General features: G+C 72.5%; 14 protein-coding genes. 8 read left to right on the forward strand and 6 right to left on the reverse strand.

The window, feature by feature from the left end; all coding sequences use genetic code 11:
* The 5 genes from KIK09_RS52495 to KIK09_RS52515 all read left to right on the forward strand — a co-directional run bounded on the left by KIK09_RS52495 (position 1) and on the right by KIK09_RS52515 (position 5,670).
* Entirely contained in the window at positions 1-903 is a 903-nt protein-coding gene (locus tag KIK09_RS52495; RefSeq protein WP_308164815.1) for a hypothetical protein, read from the forward strand.
* Entirely contained in the window at positions 897-2,063 is a 1,167-nt protein-coding gene (locus tag KIK09_RS52500) for a S8 family serine peptidase (protein WP_214327132.1), read from the forward strand. The genes KIK09_RS52495 and KIK09_RS52500 overlap by 7 nt, the downstream gene beginning before the upstream one ends.
* Positions 2,064-2,085: 22 nt before the next feature.
* On the forward strand, positions 2,086-2,427 hold the full coding sequence (locus KIK09_RS52505; protein ID WP_214327133.1) for a hypothetical protein: 342 nt from the start codon (positions 2,086-2,088) through the stop codon (positions 2,425-2,427).
* Complete coding sequence (locus KIK09_RS52510; RefSeq protein ID WP_214327134.1) at positions 2,421-2,729, forward strand: MGMT family protein; 309 nt, start codon at positions 2,421-2,423, stop codon at positions 2,727-2,729. The genes KIK09_RS52505 and KIK09_RS52510 overlap by 7 nt, the downstream gene beginning before the upstream one ends.
* Positions 2,730-2,832: 103 nt before the next feature.
* Entirely contained in the window at positions 2,833-5,670 is a 2,838-nt protein-coding gene (locus tag KIK09_RS52515; protein ID WP_214327135.1) for a CDP-glycerol glycerophosphotransferase family protein, read from the forward strand.
* Here KIK09_RS52515 and KIK09_RS52520 read toward each other — a convergent pair.
* A complete protein-coding gene (locus KIK09_RS52520; RefSeq protein ID WP_214327136.1) occupies positions 5,667-6,383 on the reverse strand; it encodes an SGNH/GDSL hydrolase family protein in 717 nt (238 codons plus the stop codon). The two genes, KIK09_RS52515 and KIK09_RS52520, sit on opposite strands and share 4 nt — an antisense overlap.
* Before the next feature lie 15 nt (positions 6,384-6,398).
* Entirely contained in the window at positions 6,399-7,478 is a 1,080-nt protein-coding gene (locus KIK09_RS52525) for a serine hydrolase domain-containing protein (RefSeq protein ID WP_214327137.1), read from the reverse strand.
* Between the two features lie 427 nt (positions 7,479-7,905).
* On the opposite strand from KIK09_RS52525, the gene KIK09_RS58785 reads away from it, so the two are divergent.
* Positions 7,906-11,406, forward strand: coding sequence for an ATP-dependent helicase (locus tag KIK09_RS58785; RefSeq protein WP_308164816.1), 3,501 nt, complete (start codon positions 7,906-7,908; stop codon positions 11,404-11,406).
* A complete protein-coding gene (locus KIK09_RS52540) occupies positions 11,400-14,687 on the forward strand; it encodes an ATP-dependent helicase (RefSeq protein ID WP_214327138.1) in 3,288 nt (1,095 codons plus the stop codon). Before KIK09_RS58785 ends, KIK09_RS52540 begins: the two co-directional genes overlap by 7 nt.
* Here the strand turns inward: KIK09_RS52540 and KIK09_RS52545 are convergent.
* Genes KIK09_RS52545 through KIK09_RS52560 form a run of 4 tightly spaced genes read right to left on the reverse strand, consistent with a single transcriptional unit; the run spans position 14,632 to position 19,736 of the window.
* Positions 14,632-15,699: a type III PLP-dependent enzyme domain-containing protein gene (locus KIK09_RS52545; RefSeq protein ID WP_214327139.1), complete on the reverse strand. Its 1,068-nt coding sequence runs from the start codon at positions 15,697-15,699 to the stop codon at positions 14,632-14,634. The genes KIK09_RS52540 and KIK09_RS52545 overlap by 56 nt on opposite strands.
* Positions 15,696-17,213 carry an IucA/IucC family protein gene (locus KIK09_RS52550; RefSeq protein ID WP_214327140.1) on the reverse strand — a complete coding sequence of 506 codons (1,518 nt, stop codon included), beginning with the start codon at positions 17,211-17,213 and terminating at the stop codon, positions 15,696-15,698. The genes KIK09_RS52545 and KIK09_RS52550 overlap by 4 nt, the downstream gene beginning before the upstream one ends.
* Position 17,214: 1 nt before the next feature.
* Positions 17,215-18,603 carry an IucA/IucC family protein gene (locus KIK09_RS52555; protein WP_308164817.1) on the reverse strand — a complete coding sequence of 463 codons (1,389 nt, stop codon included), beginning with the start codon at positions 18,601-18,603 and terminating at the stop codon, positions 17,215-17,217.
* Complete coding sequence (locus KIK09_RS52560) at positions 18,600-19,736, reverse strand: ATP-grasp domain-containing protein (RefSeq protein ID WP_214327142.1); 1,137 nt, start codon at positions 19,734-19,736, stop codon at positions 18,600-18,602. Before KIK09_RS52560 ends, KIK09_RS52555 begins: the two co-directional genes overlap by 4 nt.
* Before the next feature lie 144 nt (positions 19,737-19,880).
* Here KIK09_RS52560 and nudC point away from each other — a divergent pair, with 144 nt between their 5' ends.
* The gene (nudC, locus tag KIK09_RS52565) at positions 19,881-20,855 is read left to right on the forward strand and encodes an NAD(+) diphosphatase (protein WP_372455821.1); all 975 of its coding nucleotides are present in this window, start codon (positions 19,881-19,883) and stop codon (positions 20,853-20,855) included.
* Positions 20,856-20,986: the final 131 nt, after the last annotated feature.

Consider the following 20,986-nt stretch of genomic DNA (forward strand, 5'->3'; position numbering starts at 1 on the left):
GTGAAGGGACGTAGGTCGACATCAGGGCTGCCGCGCGCCGGGGGAGATGCCGCGCCGAGCAGCAACCCGCTCGGTGCCCCCGCCGGCCGCCGGTCGCGCGTGCGCTCATGGCCCGCCGCAGGACCGGGCCGCGCCAGGGCCGCCGCCAAGGAGCGGGCCGAACTCGCCGAGCTGCGCGAGGGCGTCCGGATGCGCGGCATCTTCCTGGTGATCGTCGGCGCGATCGTGACCGTCTCCGCCGTCGTCGTGCTCCTGGGTACCGTGGGGCTGCTCGGCGAGACCAGGTCCCGCCCGTTGACCGCCGCCGAGCAGAACCGCTACCAGCAGGAGGAGATCGCCCGCCGCTGGCAGGCCTGGCCGGCTGAGGAGGTCTTCCCCGACGAGCTGAAGTACCTGGGCCTGGACCGCGCGCAGCAGTACGCCAGGCGGGTCGGCATCGCACCGCAAACCGAGTGCGCGGGCGCCATGGACCCCTCCGTGGCAGGCATCCTGGCCGACCACGGCTGCGTCACGGTGCTGCGCGCCACCTACGTCGACCAGACCGAGACGTTCGTCATCACGGTCGGCGTCGCCGTGCTGAAGGACGAGGAGTCCAGGCTGTCGGCGACAGACCAGCTCTCCCAGGACGACCGCGTGGGCGTGCTGCCCGTCTCCTTCCCCGGCACCGTGACCGAGCGCTTCGGCACCGACCAGCGCCAGCGCAACGGCTGGGTGGGCGCGGGCCCCTACATCGTCTTCTCCACCGCCGGGTACGCCGACGGCCGCACCCGCGCCGCCGTATCGCCGGAGGAGCTCCTGCACAGCGAGCTGTGGCCGGCCGCCAAGTCGATCGGCAACCAGATCGCCTACTTCCTGGCGGATCCCCCCAAGGCCCCGCCCTGCACCCAGGGGAACGTGTGCTGACCGCCGTCGTCAGAGCGCTGACCGCCGCCGCCCTCGCGCTGTACGGCCCGGCCACCGCGCCACCCGTCAGGCAGCAACAGCAGTGGGTGCTCGACGCGCTCAACGTCGAGCAGGCCTGGGGCCTGACCAAGGGCAAGGGCGTCACCGTGGCCGTCGTCGACAGCGGCGTAGATCCCCAGGTCAAGGAGCTGAAGGGCCGGGTCACGCTCGGACCCGACATGACCTCGGCGACGCTGGAGCGCGACGTGACGCCGGGCGCCCACGGCACCGCCATGGCCGGGCTGATCGCCGCCTCAGGAGCCGACGGCGGCCTGATCGGCGTCGCCCCCGAGGCGAAGATCCTGTCGCTGCCCATCGTCGAGGACGAGGGACCGGAACCGGGACCCGACGTCGTCCCGCCCAACGAGGACTCCCTGACCGCGCTGGACAGCCCGCTCGGCCGCGCGCTGCGCTACGCCGCCAACCACGGCGCCCAGGTCGTCAGCATGTCGATCGGGACGTACGGCGTGCTCAAGTCCGAGCGCGAGGCCGTCTCCTACGCGCTGGGCAAGGGCGTGGTGCTGGTGGCGGCCGTGGGCAACGACGGCGAGACCAACTACGCCAAGCAGAACGGCAGCTCCTTCTGGAGCTTCCCCGCCGGATACCCCGGGGTCATCGGCGTGGGCGCGGTGGACAAGCAGGGCAACAGGGCCGCCTTCAGCACCGACAACCTGTCCGTGCTGGTGTCCGCGCCTGGCGTCGGCGTGCCGGTGGTGACGCGCAAGGGCTACCAGCAGGCCGACGGCACCAGCGCCGCGGCCGCGCTGGTCGCGGGCGTCGTGGCGCTGATCAAGTCGCGGTACCCGAGCCTGCCGCCCGAGCAGGTCGCCCAGGCGCTGACCGCCGGCGCCCGGGGCAGGCCGGCGACCGGATACGACGACAAGATCGGATTCGGCGTGGTGGACGCGGCCGCCGCGCTCAACGCCGCCCAGCGGCTGACGGGCGAGCAGCGCGAGGTCGCGGTGCCCCCGGGCAAGCATTTCGGCGCCGGCGAGGACTCGCCGGGACCGGCCCGTCCGGGGCCCGATCCGTGGCGGTTGTGGCTGTACGGCGGGGGCGTTCTCCTGGCCTTGGTCACGTTCTGTGGCGCGATCATCGTGCTGAATCAGCGCAAGGAGTAAACATCCGCTATGGTCCCGCGTCATGGGATACGAGCTGCGCGTGGTTCGTGAATCGCCACTCGCCTTCGCCGAGGTCGCGAAGGCGATCGCGCGGGCCGGGTTCGAGCTGCGCGGATCGGACGAGATCGTGGCCGGCGACCACAGGATCGGCACGTGGCGCGGGCAGGTCGTGGGCGCGCCCGACTCCGACTGGCACCTGGCCCAGCTCCTGCGGCTGGCGGCGACGGTCGGCGGCAAGCTGATGGGCGAGGACGGCGAGGCCTACGTCGTGCGCGACGGCGTGATCGAAGTGATCGCCGACGGCGTCGCCATGGAGGTCGGCAAGTTCGACCAGATCGTCGAGGCGGGACCGGAGTCGTGGTAGACGCGTTCGCCGAACGCGTCCTCGACGTGGTCGAGCGCATCCCGCCCGGCAAGGTGATGTCCTACGGCGACATCGCGGAATTCCTCGGCGAGGGTGGCCCCCGCCAGGTCGGCAAGGTCATGTCCACCTGGGGCGGCGGCGTGCCGTGGTGGCGCGTGGTGCACTCCGACGGCACCTGTGCCGCCCCTGATCACCTGGTGCGATGCCTGGCTCACTGGCGCGAGGAGGGCACCCCGCTGCGCGGCGAGCGGGTGATCATGCGCGAGGCCCGCTGGGACGGACGTCCAGCGAACTTTCAGTAATCGTCCCGACCTGCACTGGTATGCCCAGATGGGACCCGACACCGGTGACTCCCATTACCATGGGCAGAACAGTGATGGCGGTCCGAAAGGCGGTGCCTCCCCGATGGCCACCGGCGTCACAGCCTCGAGCCCGGGCGGCGACACCGCCGCCGATCGCATCAAGGCTGTCCAGGACCTCTGTGACCGGGGTGAACCGCTCGAGACGATCATGGCAGCGGTCGCCGTCGAAGACGCCTCCGAGGTGCTCAGCGGGCCTCTCGGCGCGCGGATGGACCAGGCCGTCAAGCGCGGTCCCGCCCGGCGGCGCGAGCTGGTGGAGCTGCTGCGCCCCTTTCTCGCCAAGGTCGACCCGAAGGTCAAGCGTGACCTGCCCGTCGCCCGCCGGCTGCTGTGCCACCTGATCGAGCACCGGCCTGTCGAGGAGCTCGTCGACGGCGAGACCCTGGTCACCGTCGTCACAGCCGCGGCCGAGCCGTCCAAGCGCATCCGCAAGGGCCTGCGCTGGTACGCCGACCTGCCCCTCCGTGACGAGCTGCCGCCCGACCTCTACCGGCTGCGCCGCTCCGACCTGGTGCCCGTCACGCACATCGACGACATCGTCTGGGAGAACGGCAGGCTGCGCGTCTCCGGGTTCGCCTATCTGGCCGGGCTGTCGGTCCGCAGCCGCCGGTTCAATTGGGCCACCGTGGTGCTGCGCGGGCCGCGCTGGCTGCCGCCCGTGCGGCTGCGCACCCGGCGGGTGCTGGCGCCCGAGGCCACGCACGGGGCGCGCGAGCCCGGCTGCAACTACGACTGGTCGGGTTTCACCGCCGAGCTGAACCCGTGGGCGCTGCGCTGGCGCGGTGCCGTGCGCGGGATCGTGTCGGGGGTGCGGCGGCGGTTGCGGCATCGGCCGGCCGTACGCGACACGACGACCTGGCGCGCTGAGATCGTGTTCTGGAGCCGCGGCGCCAGGGCGACCGGCCTGCTGCGCGGCGCCGCCGTGGGCCGCACGGAGCGGCCGTCCGGGCTGCGGGTCAAGCCCGGCTGGTGGGTGCGGCCCGTGTGGACCTCCGACCGGGCGCTGCAGGTCGTGCTGCAGCCGAACAGGGCCGAGCTGACCGGCGTCTCCGTCGACGGCGAGCGGCTCGAACTGAAGGTCCTCCTGCCGGGGCGGAGCGTGACCAAGGGCCACGCCAGGCTCGGCGGCCACCGCATCGCGGCCGACTTCACGCCGGGGCCCGAGGGCACGACCGTGAGCGTCGGGCTGCCCGTGCCCGCGCTGCTGCAGGAGAAGGACGGACGGCGGCTCTGGGTCGAGCCCAAGGGCGACCCCGCCGCGTCGGTCATGCTCGCCGACCTGGTCGAGACGCGCACGCCGGTGGGCGACCGCGAGATCACCGTGCTCGGCGACCGGCGCGACCGCGTGCTCGTCTCCGCCCACCGGATCAGGCCGGTGATCACCTCCGCCGTCTGGGAGGACTCGGCGCTGGTCCTGCGCGGACGCTACCCCGACGCGGCCGGTCCCCGCGCGGTGACGCTGCGCCACCGTTCCGGCCTGGCCTATACGGTGCCCATGGAGCGCTCCGGTTCGGCGTGGGAGATCCGCCTCGAGCCGGGGGCGATGGACCGGTTCGGCGAGCGCGTGCCGCTGTCGTCCGGCACCTGGAACCTGTCGCTGCGCCACCCGTCGGGCGAGATCGTGCCGGTCCGGATGGACCACGGCGCGCTGACCGGGCTGGACGAGGCGCCGCGCACGATCGGCGGCCACACCTTCCGCATGCTGTCCACGCGCTTCGACGTCCCCGTCGTCATGGTCGAGGAGGTACGGCCGGCCGACGAGAAGGGCGTGGCGGGCACCCACGTGCTGCGGCGGGTCTTCTACCCGGCGCAGCGCTCGGAGCCGCTGACCGACGCGACAGTCTACGCCGTCAACGACGGCCGCCTGTACGCCGACAGCGTGCGCGCCGTCTTCGAGGAGCGGGTGCGGCGCGGCGACGACCGCGAGCACATCTGGATCGTCAAGGACGGCGCCTTCGAGCCGCCGCCGGGCGCCAGGGCCGTGCGCGCCGGGAGCAGGGAGCACCACGAGGCGCTGGCCCGCTCGCGCTACATCGTCACGAACGCCTTCCTGCCCGCCTGGTTCCGCTCCCGCGAGGACCAGGTCGTGGTGCAGACCTGGCACGGCACGCCGGCCAAGAAGGTGGGCAACGACCTGCCGCACATGAGCCGCGACCCGCGCCCGCCGGTGTGGCACCGGCAGGTGGCCGAGGTGCGCGGCTGGGACGTGCTGCTGTCGCAGTCGCCGTGGGCCACGCCGATCCTGCGGGAGGCGTTCGGGTACAAGGGCGAGGTGCTGGAGAGCGGGCTGCCGCGCAACGACGTGCTCGGCTCGCCCGACCGTGACCGGCTCGCCGCCGAGGTGCGCCGGCGGCTCGGGCTGGCCGAGGGGAAGCGGGTCGTGCTGTACGCGCCCACGTGGCGTGACTACGACCGCAAGAACGCGATGGTCAAGCTGGATCTGGCCAAGGCCAGGCAGGCGCTGGGCGCCGACCACGAGCTGCTGGTCAGGGCACACCCCATGCAGGCCATGCCCGCCGTCCCCGACATCGCCCACGACGTCACGACTTATCCCGATATCGCGGACCTGCTGTTGATCGCGGACGTGCTGGTGACGGACTATTCCTCCGTCATGTTCGACTTCGTGGTCACCGGGCGGCCGATCGTGTTCTACGCCTACGACCTGGCCAAGTACTCGGCCAGGCGCGGGCTCTACCTGGACCTGGCCGGGCAGGCGCCCGGCCCGGTCCTGTCGACCTCGTCCGAGGTGGTCGAGGCCCTGCGCGACATCGACACGGTCGCGGCCGCTCACGCCGACCGCTACGACGCCTTCCGCGCCACCTTCGCCCCCCGCGACGACGGCAAGGCCACCGCCCGCGTGGTGGACCACCTCTTCTCCTAGCCGAGGAAGTCGTCGATCAGGTCGGCGATCATGCCCGCGCCGCGGGAGTTCTGGTGGATCAGGTCCGTGGTGAGCTCCAGGCGGCGGCCGCGTGCGATGGCGTCGAAGGAGCGGCGCAGCAGGAAGTGCTGCATCGCCGCCCGCGCCTGGATGCTCCGGCCGTCCCTGTAGGTGACCTTCGGGGTGTGCCCGGCCTCGCGGAGGTGGGCGAGCTGGCGCTCGTTGAGCGGGAGGTAGGTGACGCCCACTTCCTTGGCGACCTCTCGGACCACCTCGGCGTACTCGATCGAGCGGCGCACCGAGGGGGAGTCGGGGTCCTCACCGAGGGTCGGGGGTGACAGGAGCGCGATCCTGGCGTGGGTCTCCTCCAGCAGGCGCCGGGCGATGGCGGTGAGGTTCTCCCGGTACCAGGCGATGGTGGGGCGGACCGGGAGCTGCTTCATCCGGGTGAACATCTGGACGTTCCGCTCGGTCATGCTCGCGTTGATGTCATTGCTGCCGAGCAGCACCGTGACCGCGTCGGGGTCCTCGGCCACCACCGCGTCCAGGCGCCGCAGGCCGTTGTAGGCCAGGTCGCCGTTGACCCCCTGGTTGACGAACAGGTCTTTCGGCCTGCGGCGGCCGAGCTCTGCCACGTAGTCCGCGCTGACCTGGGCGCGGGTGTTGCTGTCGCCCAGGCAGACGACGCGAAGCGCTGGTGAGTAAGTGTTCACTCACCAATACTACATCTAGCAGAAGGCGGTCCCGAAGGTGGCGAACAACTCCTTGTCCGACTTCGGGGTTCCCGTGACGTACAGGGTGGCCGCGCGGCCGGAGCGGTCACGGCCGCTGAGGACGCGGACGCCGGGCAGGCCGCCGTCGTGCATCCAGACGGGTCCGCAGGCCAGGCGGTAGGAGTAGACGCCGAGGCCGTAGCGGGAGCCGGGCGGGTCGTAGGCGGGCACGGCGCCGGCCATCATCGTCTTGATGGTGGCGGTGGGCAGCTTCTGCCAGAAGCGGTTCAGGTCGTCGGGGGTGGAGACCAGGCCGCCGGAGGCGCCGAAGAGGTAGCCGGGCTCCAGCGTGGTGTCCACGACCTGGCCCTTGTGCTTGGGGTCGAAGGGGTTCACGCCGTAGGTGTGGGTGTGCTCGCCGCGGATGCCCATCTCGCCCTGGCGCGGCCAGTAGCTGTGCGTCATGGGCTTCAGCACGTCCTCGCGGGTGACCGTACGGAAGTCCTTGCCCGTGACCTTCTCGATCAGCATGCCGGCGACCAGGTAGTTGGTGTTGGAGTAGAACCACTTCTGGCCGGGCTCGCCGACCGGCTTGGCGTCCAGGGCCAGGCGGAGGAAGTCGGCCTCGCCGCCGGGCTTGGCCGGGTTGATCAGCGTCCAGTACTCCGGCAGGCCGCTGGTCTGGCCCAGGATCTGCCGCACGGTGATCGGCCGGCCGTCGAGCAGGCCGGGCGCGTACTTCTCCACCGGCGCGTCCAGTTCGATCTTGCCCTGCTGGACCAGGCGCATCACCTCGGCCGCGATGATCGGCTTGGTCACGCTGGCGATGCGGAAATGGGCGTCGGCGCCGACCATCGGCTTGCCGGTGCCGCGCTCGGCGGTGCCCGACGTCCAGGTCCGCACGCGGCCGTCGGGCTCGCGCACCGACAGCACCGCGCCCGCCATCCCGCCCTGCGTGGTCAACCGGTCGAGCCCTGCCTGCACGGTCTGCTTGGCGTTGTCAGCAGGCTTGGGTTCGGCCGCGGCCAGGGCGGGGGAGGCGGCACCGAGAAGGACGATCGCGGCGGCGGCCGCGGCAAGGAGTCGCTTTGTCATGCCTCAATCCTCGGGAAGAGGCGAGGCAAGATCAGTCACGTCGGCAGGCATCACGAGGGTGGGGCCAGCACTACCGCCAGCGCGTCCCGAACCAGGTGCGCGTATGAGGCCCCGCCGAGTCCCCGGGGCGTGGCCAAGGGGTGGCGTTGCGGTGGGGAAGGATCCTCGACTCGCCGGAAGCGCCGGGCGCGGGTCCTCAGCCGGAGTGCGGAGGGCGTCCGGTGGGGGCGGCTCGCCGTACAGGAGTCTCGAAAAGGCTCTTGAAAGCACGGCGCGGCGGACGGCGGCGAGAAACCTGTACCGCTAGCTTGGCGAGAACGGTCAAGTCGGCACGATCTACCCCTGTGGTCTGGTGGAATCTAGTGTTGTGAGTGGTCAGACCTGGCGGCTGGTGCGACGTGGGGGCGGGGGACCCGTTGCGGCCCCTGTGCTCGATGAATACCAGCGTGCCGTGGTCGAACACCAGAGCGGACCGCTGCTCGTCCTCGCAGGTCCCGGCACCGGCAAGACGACCACCATCGTCGAGAGCGTGGTCGAGCGCATCGAACGGCGCGGCGTCGACCCCGAGCGGGTCCTGATCCTCACCTTCAGCAGGAAGGCCGCCGGGGAGCTGCGCGAGCGCGTGACCGCCCGGCTGCGGCGCACCACGCGGACACCGTTGGCGCTGACGTTCCACTCCTACGCCTACGCGCTGCTGCGCCGCGAGGCCGTGCTGGCCGGCGAGCTGCCGCCGCGGCTGCTGACCGGCCCCGAGCAGTTGCTGGAGATCCGCCGGCTGCTCCACGGCGAGCTGGAGGATGGCGCGCTCGACTGGCCGCTGGCCCTGCGCGAGCCGCTGAAGACGCGCGGGTTCGCCGAGGAAGTGCGCGACTTCCTGTCCCGCGCGGCCGAGCGGGGCATCGAGGGCCGGCGGCTGGTCGAGCTGGGTCTCGAGTACGGCAGGCCCGACTGGGTGGCCGCCGGGCGCTTCTCGAGGCGGTACCAGGATCGTTTCGACCTCGACCCGGAGCCGTCGCTCGACTACGCCGAGCTGATCCGCGCCGCCGCGGGGCTGCTGGCGGATCCGGAGGTGCAGCGGCGGGAGCGGGCCTCGGTCGACGTGGTGTTCGTGGACGAGTACCAGGACACGGACCCGGCCCAGGAGTCGCTGCTCTGGCAGCTGGCCGGGGACGGGCGTGACCTGGTCGCGGTGGGGGATCCCGATCAGTCGATCTACGGGTTCCGCGGGGCCGATGTGCGGGGGATCCAGAAATTTCCTGAACGGTTCCGTACGCTCGACGGGCGTGACGCGCCGGTGCTGGCACTGCGGGTGTGCCGACGTAGCGGGTCCGGGCTGCTCGAGGCGTCCCGGCGGGTGGCCTCGCGGCTGCCCGCCGCTCCCGGGGCCGCGGCGCATCGGGATCTGCTGCCGCTGGCCGAGGCGGAGTCGGGTCAGGTGCGGGTGCTGCTGGCCGACAGCGTGAGCCAGGAGGCGGCCGTGGTGGCCGACACGCTGCGGCGGGCTCACCTGATCGACGGGGTGCCCTGGCATCGGATGGCGGTGCTGGTGCGGTCGGCCAAGCGGCAGGTGCCGTTGCTGCGGCGGGCGCTGGTCAGTGCCGGGGTGCCGACGATGGTGGCCGGGGATGAGGTGCCGATCGCGCAGGAGCCCGGGGTGCGGCCGTTGCTGACGGTGTTGCGGGTGGCGCTCGATCCTGCGGCGCTGGACGAAGGGGTGGCGGAGGAGCTGCTCACCGGGCCGCTGGGTGGGACGGACATGATCGGGGTCCGGCGGTTGCGGCGCGCCCTCAAGATCGCCGAAAACGAGGCCGCCTCGGTGGCCGCCCGGAACGAGGACCCCGACGGCGTTGCGCCGCACGCGTTGCGCCGGTCCGCGCCTGACGTGGTTCTCGCCGACCCGGCGCTGGGGGGTGGCGGGGCGCCGGACGCGTTGGGCGGGTCCGCGCCTGACGTGGTTTCCGCCGACCTGGCGCTGGGGGGTGGCGGGGCGCCGGACGCGTTGCGCGGGTCCTCGGAGGACGGGGTTCTCGCCGATCCGGCGCTGGGTGGGGGCGTGGCTTCCGGGGAGTCCCAGGCTTCCGGGGATTCCGTGGTGGGCGTGGAGTCCGAGGGCGCCGGGGGCTCGGCGGATGTCGCAGGCTCGGCGGGGTTTGAGGGTGTTGCGGGCTCTGCCCAGGGGGACGCGGGCCTGGGGGACGCGGGCGCAGGGGAGGAGGGGCCTGCCGTACCTGGGCGGACTTCGGGGGAGTTGTTGGTGGCGGCCGTGCGGGATCCGCGGGGGTTGGCGCTGGTTGAGGGGCATGTGGCGGTGCCCGCTGAGCGGGTGGGGAAGTTGCTGGCGGCGGCGCGGGAGGCCCTGGATGGCCAGGGGACCGCTGAGGACGTGTTGTGGGCCGTGTGGCATGCCAGCGGTCTGGCCGAGCGGTGGACCGAGCTGAGCCTGTCGGGCGGTGCCCGCGGCGCGCAGGCTGACCGGGATCTGGACGCCGTGGTGGCGCTGTTCGACCACGCGGCGCGGTTCGTCGACAGGATGCCGAAAGCCGGGCCCGAGGTGTTCCTGGACGACCTGGCCTCGCAGGAGATCCCGGGCGACACACTGGCCGAGCGGGCGCCCGACGGCGACGCCGTACGGGTGCTGACCGCCCACCGGTCCAAGGGACTGGAGTGGGACGTCGTGGTCGTGGCGGGCGTGCAGGAGGGCACCTGGCCGGACCTGCGGCTGCGCGGCTCGATGCTGGGCGCCGACGACCTGGTCGAGGTGGCCGAGGGAGCCAGGCCCAACTCCGCGTCACTGGCCTCGAAGCTGCTGGCCGAGGAGCGCAGGCTGTTCTACGTGGCCGCCACCCGCGCCAGGAAGCGCCTGGTGGTGACCGCCGTGGGCGGCGAGGACACCGACGAGCGGCCGTCCAGGTTCCTGAGCGAGCTGATGCCGGGCGCGGTGGAGAACGCCACCGTGGACGACAGGGCGAGGTGGCTGAGCATGCCCGCCCTGGTGGCCGACCTGCGCAGCGCGGTCACCGATCCCACCAAGCCGGCGAAAGTCCGGCAGAAGGCCGCGCAGCAGCTGGCGAAGCTGGCCGCCGCCGGCGTCCAGGGCGCGCACCCCAACGACTGGTACGCCCTGACCCCGATCTCCGACGACCGCCCGCTGAGCTGGCCCGACGACACGGTCAGGATCTCCCCGAGCGCCGTGGAGAGCTTCACCAAGTGCGGCCTGCGCTGGCTGCTCGAGACGGCCGTGGGCGCCGCGGGCACGAGCACCGCGCAGGGTCTGGGCAACGTGATCCACGCGCTGGCCGTGCTCGCCGCCACCGACCTGCCCAGCGAGGACCTGCTCGGCAGGCGCCTGGACGAGGTCTGGGGCGAGCTCGAGTTCGGCGGCGCCTGGTACAACCGCAAGCAGCGCCAGGTGGCCGAGCAGATGATCGCCAAGTTCCTGCGCTGGCACAAGGAGAACCCGCGCGAGCTGGTCGCGCTAGAAGAGTCTTTTGTCGCGAAATTTCGGGACGACGTGGAGATCAAGGGCCGCGTGGACCGCGTCGAGCGGGACTCGGAGAACAGAGCCGTGATCATCGACCTCAAGACCGGCTCGAGCAAGCCCAAGCCCGGCGACCTCGACCGCCACCCCCAGCTGGGCGTCTACCAGCTGGCCGCGCTGCTCGGCGCGTTCGCCAGGCACGGCATGACCGAGCCGGGCGGAGCCGCCCTGGTCCAGGTCGGCAAGGCGGCGGGCAAGAACGACGCGCTCGAGCAGAAGCAGGGCGCGCTGGCCGACGACGCCGACCCGAAGTGGGCCGAGAACCTGGTCGACACCGTGGCGACCGGCATGTCGGGCCCGTTCTTCCAGGCCAAGGTGAACGACGGCTGCCGTACCTGCGCCGCCAAGGCCTCCTGCCCCGTCAACGACAACGGGGGTCAGGTGTGCTGAACCCGGTCGAACTCGCCGAGAAGCTCGGCATCCTCCCGCCCACCAGGGAGCAGGCAGCCGTCATCGAGGCCCCGCTCGAGCCCATGGTCGTCATGGCGGGTGCCGGGTCGGGCAAGAGCGAGACGATGGCGGGCCGGGTGGTCTGGCTGGTGGCCAACGGCCTGGTCAGGCCGGAGAACGTGCTCGGACTGACGTTCACCCGCAAGGCCGCGGCCGAGCTGGCCACCCGCGTCCGCGAGCGGCTGAACGGCCTGGCCGAGGCGGGCCTGGTCGAGCCCGAGCTGCTCGACAACGAGCCGACCGTCTCGACCTACCACGCCTACGCCGCCCGCCTGGTCACCGACCACGCGCTGCGCGAGGCGCTCGAGCCCACCATGCGCCTGGTCACCCCGGCCGTCTCCTGGCAGCTGGCCTCCCGGGTGGTGGCCATGTACGACGGGCCGATGGACAAGATCGAGCTCGGCCCGCCGTCCGTCACGGCGGCCGTGCTGGAGCTGGCGGGCGAGCTCTCCGAGCATCTGCGCGCGGCGGGCGACGTGCGGAGGGTGGGTGAGTGGCTGGACCGGAAACTCCAGGAAGTGCCGGGGAGGACCATCGCCGCCCAGCGCAAACCCCTCACGGTCCATGACGCGAGGGAACAGCTCCTCCCGCTGGTCGAGGCCTACGAGCGGCACAAGCGGTCCCGCGAGGTCATCGACTACGGCGACCAGATGTCGCTGGCCGCCAGGATCGCCGCCAACCACAAGGAAGTGGGCGAGATCGAGCGCTCCCGCTTCAGCGTGGTCCTGCTGGACGAGTACCAGGACACCAGCCACGCCCAGCTCGTCCTGCTCAGAAGCCTGTACGGCACGGGCCATCCGGTGACCGCCGTGGGCGACCCCTGCCAGTCCATCTACGGCTGGCGCGGCGCCTCAGCGGGCAACCTGCGACGCTTCGCCCAGGATTTCCGTACCAACACCGGGGATCCCGCACCCGTACGGCAGCTGTCGGTCAGCTTCCGCAACGGCGACCGGGTCCTGGACGTGGCCGCCAGGGTGCAGCTGCCGCTGCGGATGGAGGCGCGCGAGGTCCCGGTGCTGGTCCCCGGCGACAACAGGAAGGACAGGGGCCGTGTCACCTGCGCCTTCCACGAGACCGCGGAGGACGAGGCCGCCTGGATCGCCGACGGCATCGCCAAGATCCTCGGCCAGGAGGTCGCGCCCGACGGCCTGCCATGGGGGGACAAGGAGCGCAAGAAGACGCTCGCCGTACAGCCGCAGGACATCGCGATCCTGGCGCGCAAGCGGTCGCAGTTCCCCGCCCTGCGCAGGGCGCTGGAGGATCGCGACATCCCGGTCGAGGTGGTCGGCCTGGGCGGCCTGCTGACGGTGCCCGAGGTCAACGACATCGTGGCCACGCTGCGGGCGCTGTACGACGCCACCGCGGGAGACGCGCTCGCGCGGCTGCTGGCCGGGCCGCGCTGGCGGATCGGCCCCGCCGACCTGCGGGTGCTCGGGGAGTTCGCGCGCGAGCTGAACCGCGAGACGCGCGACAGCCGCAGGGAGAACGACCCGCTCGACCAGGTGGTGGCCGACCTGGCGGAGGAGCGCGGCAGCCTGGTCGACGCGCTGGACGAGCTGCCCGACAGGGAGGAGTGGCTGGACGCCTTCTCGCCGCTGGCCAGGACCCGGATGGTGGCGCTGGCGCTCGAGCTGCGCCAGCTGCGCGCGCACACCGGGCAGCCGCTGCCCGACCTGATCACCGAGGTGGAGCGCAAGCTGGGCCTGGACATCGAGGTCGCCGCGCGCGCGGGTACGGCAGGCGCCTTCGCCGCCCGGGCGGACCTGGACGCGTTCCTGGACGCCGCCTCCCGCTTCGCCGGCGACGCCGAGGATCCGACGCTCGGGGCGTTCCTGGCCTACCTGGAGGCGGCCGAGAGCGAGGAGTTCGGCCTGGAGGCGGGCCGCGTCGGCGAGAGCAACAGCGTCAAGCTGATGACCGTGCACGCCTCCAAGGGCCTGGAGTGGCCGGTCGTGGTCGTGCCCGGGTTGTCGCAGCTGGTCAGCTCGAAGGGCACGATCACGACAGGCAGCATCTTCCCGGCCACGCCGGTCACCAACAGCCGGTGGACGGACAACCCGCGCAAGCTGCCCTATCCGCTGCGCGGCGACGTCGCCGACCTGCCCAGGCTGACCGGGCTGACCAAGGACGAGCTGGCCGCCTTCGACGAGCAGTGCCGCGACCGCGACCTGATGGAGGAGCGGCGCCTGGCCTACGTGGCCGTCACCCGCGCCCACTACCACCTGATCGCCTCCGGCTACCGCTGGGGCAGCGCCACCAGGCCGCTCGACCCGTCGGACTTCCTGCTGGAGATCCGCGACACCGCCGACAAGATCGCCGCGTGGGCGCCGGAGCTCGCGGAGGGCGCCACCAACCCGCTGCTGGCCGAGCCCGCCGAGGCCGCCTGGCCCGTCACCCCCGAGGGCCTGCGCTACGAGGCGGTGCTGGACGGCGCCCACCTGGTGGAGAGCGCCCTGGCAGGACTGCTCGAACCCGCCGAGGACGAGCCGGTGCGCGGCTACGACGAGGAGCGCATCCGCTCCTGGGAGCGCGACACCGACTTGCTGCTGCGCGAGCGGGAGCAGAACCGCCGCGAGGGTCGGACCACGGTCGAGCTGCCGTCGAAGCTGACCGTGTCGTCGCTGGTCACGCTGGCGACCGACCCCCGCGAGCTGGCCCGCAGGATCCGCCGCCCCGTCCCGATCAAGCCGGCCCCGCTGGCCAGGCGCGGGACGTCGTTCCACAAGTGGCTGGAGTCGCGCTGGCAGCAGCAGCGCCTGATCGACGACTTCGAGCTGGACCCGCTGTTCGAGGAGCCGGAGGAGGCCGACGTACGGCTGGCCGAGCTGCAGGCCAGCTTCGAGGAGAGCGAGTGGGCCGGCCGCAAGCCGCTGGACCTGGAGGTCCCGTTCGAGACGATGATCGCCGACCGGCTGGTGCGCGGCCGCATGGACGCCGTCTTCCAGCTGCCCGACGGCTCCTACGAGGTGGTCGACTGGAAGACCGGTGCGAAGCCCACGGGCAGACGCGCCCGGGGCGCCTCGGTCCAGCTGGCCGCCTACCGGCTGGCCTGGTCGCATCTGGCGGGGGTCCCGGTCGAGCAGGTCGGCGCCGCCTTCCACTACGTGCGCTCGAACGAGACCGTCCGGCCGGTGGACCTGCTCGACGAGGCGGGCCTGGTCGAGCTCATCGAGTCGGTGCCGACCCGTTCACGTAGCGGAACGCCGGCTTCGGGTGCATGAGGAAGTCGTGGTGGGAGATGTTCCACGCGTAGGCACCGGCCATCCCGAACACCACCGTGTCGCCCACCCGCAGTGAGGTCACGATATTTCGTGCGAAAACGTCCTTCGGGGTGCAGAGCTGGCCCACGATCGTGACCGGCTCGTCCTCCAGCGCGGGCCCGCCGCCGGTGGGCAGGACGGTGAAGGGCTGGTCGTGGCCCTTGGTCACCGGGGTCCGCAGGTGGTGGGTGCCGCCGAGCACGATCGCGTACGCCTGGCCGCGGACCCGCTTCACGTCCACGACCCGGGTCACGTAGGACCCGCAGTACGCGGTCATCGCCCTGCCCGGCTCGATCCGCACGGTCTGACCGGTACGGCGCAGCAGCGGGACCCGCCTGCCGTACTCCTCCCAGTCGAACGTGGTGTCCGGGTCGGCGTAGGAGACCGCCATGCCGCCGCCCAGGTTGACCTCGCCGTGCGCGGTGTCCAGCAGGATCCCCGCCAGGCGGATCAGCGCGGGGGCGTCGAGCCCGCTGGCCAGGTGGGCGTGCAGGCCGCGCAGCCGTACCCGGTCGGTGAACAGGGGCAGGCACTCCTCGACGCCCGCCTCGTCCATGCCGAACGGGCCGCTCATCGTCAGCGCCGCCCCCTCCACCGGCAGGTCGGGGTTCACCCGGAGCAGCACGTCGGCCTCCCGCCCGGTGGCGATCAGCCTGCGCAGCTCGTACGGCGACTCGACGTGGATCCGGTGTGCGGGCAGTCGCAGCTCGTCATCGGTCTTGCCGGGGCCGCCGAGCGCGAGGGGTTTGCCGGGGAAGAGGGCACGGACGTGGGCATGCTCCCCGCCTGAGGAGACCTCGAAGCCGTCCACGTGGGGTTCGATGACGCGCAGCAGCTCGGGGTCCGGATTGGCCTTGACCGCGTAGTAGAGCTCCAGGTCGCGCACCGCCCGCCTCACCCGTCTGACGTGGGCGTCCAGCGCGGGCAGGTCGTAGACGTAGGCGGGGAGCGGCAGCCCTTCGGGGACGATCATGCGAGCGGGTTGGCGATCGGCACGTACCCGGCGGCGCGGTCGGCGGCGCGGGCCCAGCGCACGGACAGGTTCGCCTTGGCGGGCAGCGGCGCGCCCGCCAGCAGGTCCGACAGCGGCAGCGGCCGGCCGAGCGCCTCGGCGTGCCGGTCGAGGACGCCGCGGGCGATCAGCCACAGCTCGCGCAGCACGCCGTCGTCGGGCGCCAGCGTGGCGGCGATCTCGGTGAGATGGTTGACCAGCAGGCAGTACACCACCCTGGCCCAGCCGCGCTCGGCGTCGTAGGTCAGCGCCTCGGCCACCCTGGGCGGCAGCCCCGACAGGTCGTGGCGCCCGGCGACGAGCTTGGTGCCCTCCAGGTCGCGGAAGACCGCCTCGACGGGCATGCCCTCGTAGTCCAGGCCGACCAGCACGTTCTGCAGGTGCGGCTCGAGCACGACGCCGTGGGTGAGGTACAGCTCGAGCACCGGCAGCGCCACGGCCTCCACGTAGGCGGCCCACCAGCGGGCCGGGTCCACGGCCGGCCGCTCGACGGCTCCGGCCAGGACGGGGGTGACGCCCGGTGAGCAGACCGACCACGGGCCGGCCCGCACGATCACGCCCAGGCCCTCCAGATGCCCGGCCGCGGACCGGTAGCCGGGCTCGGGCAGCCAGCGGGTGCCGGGGAAGCGCGCTGTCACCTCGGCGAACGCGGGGCCGAGCCGCCTGGTCAGCTCGACGGCTCCGGCCAGCTCGTACCAGGAGTTCTTGCGCACGCAGTTGGTGATGCGCACGTCGAGGCTGAACTTCAGGCAGGCCCCGGCGTCGGGGGAGTAGACGGTCCTGACCGACGAGGTGGGCACGACCATCGGCCCTGGCCCCAGGTCGACCAGGTCGCCGCCGAACGCGGGCGCCAGCAGGTCCAGCTGCCACGGGTGCGCGGGCAGCAGCCGGTATCCGGGTGGCGCCTGGCCGAGCAGGTCGAGCACCGAGGTGTCGCCCTCCTCGGCCACCGCGTCCGCCCGCACGCCGAGCAGCCGCAGCGGGAACTCGGCGTGCGTCTCCGGCGCGTACCGCAGCCAGGTCCCGTCGCCGCCGCGCGCCTTCGGGCTGGGGTGGAACGGGTGACCGTAGACCAGCGCCTGCTCCGAGGCAAGCCACGGGTCCTGCGGTGGGGTGGCCGCGGGGCGCGCCTCCAGGATCGCGGCCAGGGCGTCCCTGCTGGCGGCCACCTGCGCGGCGAACTCGGCGTTGCCGTCCCCCAGGTCGGCGGCGGCCAGCCGTACCAGGTCCGTGACCGACAGCGGAGCCCAGCAGCCGTGCACGAGCCGCTCGGGCGGCGCGTCGAAGCGCAGCGCCGCGCCGCCGCGCGCGCGGACGCGCAGCAGCTCGCCGCCGACCCGCAGCAGCAGATAAGGCGGTGCGGGCCAGACGTGGCCGCGCGGCCCGGCCACCTCGCGGATGCAGCAGCGCAGCAGGGCGGCCAGCGTCGCCTCCTCCGCCAGCGCGGCAGGAGAGTCGAGGACCAGGCTGTTCACGTCAAGCTCTCCTCAGGTAGTTGGGGCCGCTGGTGCCGTAGTACTTGTTGACGTCGCGGGCGCCGGTGCGCTCCTTGGGCACCAGGGTCCCCGCGGTGATCATGGACTTGCCGGTGAGCCGGGCCGCGTCCAGCGTCCTGGCACGCAGCAGCCTGGCCATCGGGTCGTCGCCGTACTCGTCGAGCGCGGCGCCGAGCGTGTCACGCAGCAGGGCTGCCGCCCGATCGTGCGGCAGCAGCCGAAAGGCCACCGCCGCCGCGGCCAGGTGCAGCGTGATCGTCACGAACACGTCGGCCAGCGCGTGCGGGTCGTCGGTCAGCATCCGCTGGTCGGCGAAGGCGGGCACCTCGATCCCGGCCGCGCGCAGCCTGGCGGGCGAGGCCAGCAGGCCGTCGTTGTCCTTGACCAGCAGCTTCAAGCCGTCGGCCAGGACCAGCGACAGGTTCTGCTGGTGCGCCTCGAGCGCGACGCCGTAGCGGACGAAGAGCCGGACGTTCCACACGAACAGGATGCGCAGGTAGGCGGGCAGCAGTCGCCGATCGGACAGCCCGGCCACCGGCACGAGCTCGCCCTCGGGCAGCCGGCGGATCATCCAGGCCAGGTACTCGTGGCCGGAGTGCGCGTAGGTCTGCTCGTCGGCGATCAGCACGTCGGGATCGGCCAGGTCGCGCAGCAGCAGCTCGGCCCTGGCGCCGTCCTCCAGCGTGCCCGGCTTGATCGAGCGCCTGTTGCGGACGCCGAGCGTGCTGATCGGCAGCGGCAGCTTGAGATGCGTGCGCGGATCGAGCTCCACGGTCCGCATCGACAGCGTCGGCCGCACGCTCACGCGCGGTTCGTCCGTGACGACGACCCCGTCGATCTTCAGCGCCTCGGGCACGGTCAGCGGGTGGACGGGAAACGCCTCGGCGAACCCGGGCACCTGGGCCCAGCGCAGTTGGAAGGACGGATAGAACTCCGGCGCGTAGGCCGGAAGATCCTCTACCGGCATCCCCACGCGTGCCCGGGACGTCGGATAGATCGGGTGGTCGTGGAAGGCGGCCAGCGCCTCCGGCGACGGGTTCCTGGCCAGCACCTCGTCCCTGTGGCGGTCGTGCAGCTCCAGCGCGGCCAGCGCCGTGCCGCACTCCAGGGTGAACGCCTCCACCTCGTCGCCGGGATCGGCCACCGCGCGCACGGTGTCGAGCACCTCGCCCAGGCGCAGCCGCTCGAAGGAGGCCACCACGAAGTCCTGGAACAGCACTCCCGGCACGAGCCTGACCATCCGCCCGCCGGCCAGCGTCACCGACACGCCCTCCCGGTCGCGCGTGACCCGCGCCGACAGCCGCCCGTAGTCCTCGCGCAGCAGCGCGTTCAGCACCCGGGCGGCCAGATACCCCTCACGCCCGCTCACCCGACGATCCACGGGCGCGCGGCCAGGAAGGACTCCACCGCGCCATCCACCCGCGCCCGGTCGGGGCCGACCGCCCGCACCACGCCGAGGTAGTCACGGTTGGTGTGCGTCAGCTCGACCACGTCGCCCACGGACCGCAGCGGCCTGTGCCACAGCCGGACGCCCTCGACGTCGAGCTCCACGCTGTCCGGCGCCGCCAGGATCGTGCCCGCCCGGTCGGCGACCAGGCTCACCGCGCTCCCGTATCCCGATATTTCCGGAATCGTGGGCACCCGTTCCCCGAGGTGCACTCGCAGGATCCACTCGAACAGCGGCACCCCGAGCAGCTCGGCAAGCAGGAAGTCGCAGTGGTCCCCGATCACCCGGTAGTTCACCTCGATGATCCGCGGCCCGTCCTTGGTCTCCACGAACTCGGTGTGACACGCCCCGAACCCGGCCCCCAGCGCCCCCAGCGCCCGCAGCACGTGCTCGAAGGGTCCGTCGGGCGCCCAGTCGAGCCGCTCCTCCACGAAGTACGGCGGCGCCCCCAGCGTGGTGCGGAACCCGCCGAGGACCCGCGTCCCGTCCGCGTCGCCCAGCGTCTCCAGGGTCCGCAGCGGCCCCTCCAGGTACTCCTCCACGACCAGCGCCTCGCCCGGCCGCCGCCTCCTGATCAGCTCGACCGCCCGCGCCAGGTCCCGCTCGACCAGCATCACGTCCTCGCTGGCCACCCCCTCGCGCGGCTTGACCACCACCGGGTACGGCACGCGTTCCGGCACCGGGTCGCCGGGGGCCAGCCGTACCGAATGGACCTGCTCGATGCCTGCCAGGGCGAGCTCGCGGCGCGTGAGCGCCTTGTTCTTGGTCGCGACACAGGCGCGCCAGTCCTTGCCAGGCAGGCCGAAGTAGGCGGCGGCCAGCGCCGTCTCGGCCTGGATGTGGTCGGAGTTGGAGAAGATCGCGTCGGGCCTGCCCAGGTGGGCGATCGCGTCGATCACGGCGCGCGGGTCGCGCACGTCGCAGGCCACCGCGTCCGGGTGCTGCTCGGGCCGGTCGGTGAGGATGGTCACCTGGCAGCCCAGCGCGCGGGCGGCGGGCAGGAACCCGTGGGTCACCGAGTCGGTCGGCTTGAGCGCGGTCAGGTAGAGCCGCAACGGCGTGACACCTCCGAGACTAGGTAAGGCTTACCTAACTCGCCAGATCCTAGCCCTTGGTCGATCACCTCGTCGCCGGTACTGCGTAACCGGTCGCTAACGCCGGGGTCATAGGATGACATGGGACTGGGAAGGATGGGGCCTGTGGAGACGAGCGCGGAAGACCAACTCATCGGACCGCTGCTTCTCGCACGAGGCACCATCGACAGGTCCTCCGCGCTGCGTGGCGACGCCGCCTGGCTCGAACAGGCCTGGCACGATCCAGCCAGCCGGGTGCTGGTGATCGACGACGGGCGCACACTCGTGCGGCGCCAGGGCGACGAGGTCCACGCCGTCCTGTTCCCCACCGCCGAGGCCCCCGAGGGCGAGCGCTACCTGCTCGGCGTCGAGGACGCGGTGGCCTACTTCGCGGTCGCCGCGCCGCTGCCCGGCGTGCCGAGCCCGGAGGCCAACGGCCGCGTCACGATCCCGCTCAGCCTGCGCGACACGCCGGAGGGCGAGATTGTCGCGGCCGGGCTGCGCCAGGTGGGCGGCCTGCTCGGCGACCGCGACGCCGGGCTGCTCGTCTACGCGGTGGCGCTCGAGGCCTGGCACTCCTCCCACGAGTACTGCCCGCGCTGCGGCACCCGCACCAGGGTCGTGGCGGGCGGCCACATCAGGGTCTGTCCGCGCGACGAGAGCCAGCACTTCCCGCGTGTCGACCCCGCGGTGATCATGATGGTGCGCGACGCCGACGACCGCTGCCTGCTGGCCCGCGGCCCGCAGTGGCCCGAGGGCAGGCTGTCGGTGCTGGCCGGGTTCGTCGAGCCGGGGGAGTCGCTCGAGCACGCGGTCGTGCGCGAGGTGGCCGAGGAGGTCGGCGTCACCGTCGTCCACCCGCGCTACCTGGGCAGCCAGCCCTGGCCGTTCCCGCGCAGCCTCATGCTCGGCTTCTTCGCCGACGCCGTCTCGACCACGCTGACCCCGGACGCCGAGGAGATCGCCGAGGCCAGATGGTTCACCCGCGACGAACTCCTGCAAGCGATCCAGTCAGGCGAGGTACGGCTCCCGCCCCCGGTCTCCATCGCCCGCCGCCTCATCGAAACCTGGTACGGCGGCCCCTTGTCAGGCGATTGGTAGACCTGCTTCAGGCCTGGGACGCCGTCGAGATTCGGATCGACGACAAGCTCAAAGCCTACGAACGGCGTGTTTGTCGACGCCATCCGTATCGCTCTCGGGAGCGCCGTCACGGAGCTCAGGACTGAGCTGCA

It is taken from the genome of Nonomuraea sediminis, assembly GCF_018531495.1.
Taxonomy (GTDB): domain Bacteria; phylum Actinomycetota; class Actinomycetes; order Streptosporangiales; family Streptosporangiaceae; genus Nonomuraea; species Nonomuraea sediminis.

Excerpts from the sequence above, each read along its gene's own strand:
- KIK09_RS52515 (WP_214327135.1), top strand. The coding sequence starts at position 2,833 with ATGGCCACCGGCGTCACAGCCTCGAGCCCGGGCGGCGACACCGCCGCC.
- KIK09_RS52525 (WP_214327137.1), bottom strand. The coding sequence starts at position 7,478 with ATGACAAAGCGACTCCTTGCCGCGGCCGCCGCCGCGATCGTCCTTCTC.
- KIK09_RS52545 (WP_214327139.1), bottom strand. The coding sequence starts at position 15,699 with ATGATCGTCCCCGAAGGGCTGCCGCTCCCCGCCTACGTCTACGACCTG.
- KIK09_RS52505 (WP_214327133.1), top strand. The coding sequence starts at position 2,086 with ATGGGATACGAGCTGCGCGTGGTTCGTGAATCGCCACTCGCCTTCGCC.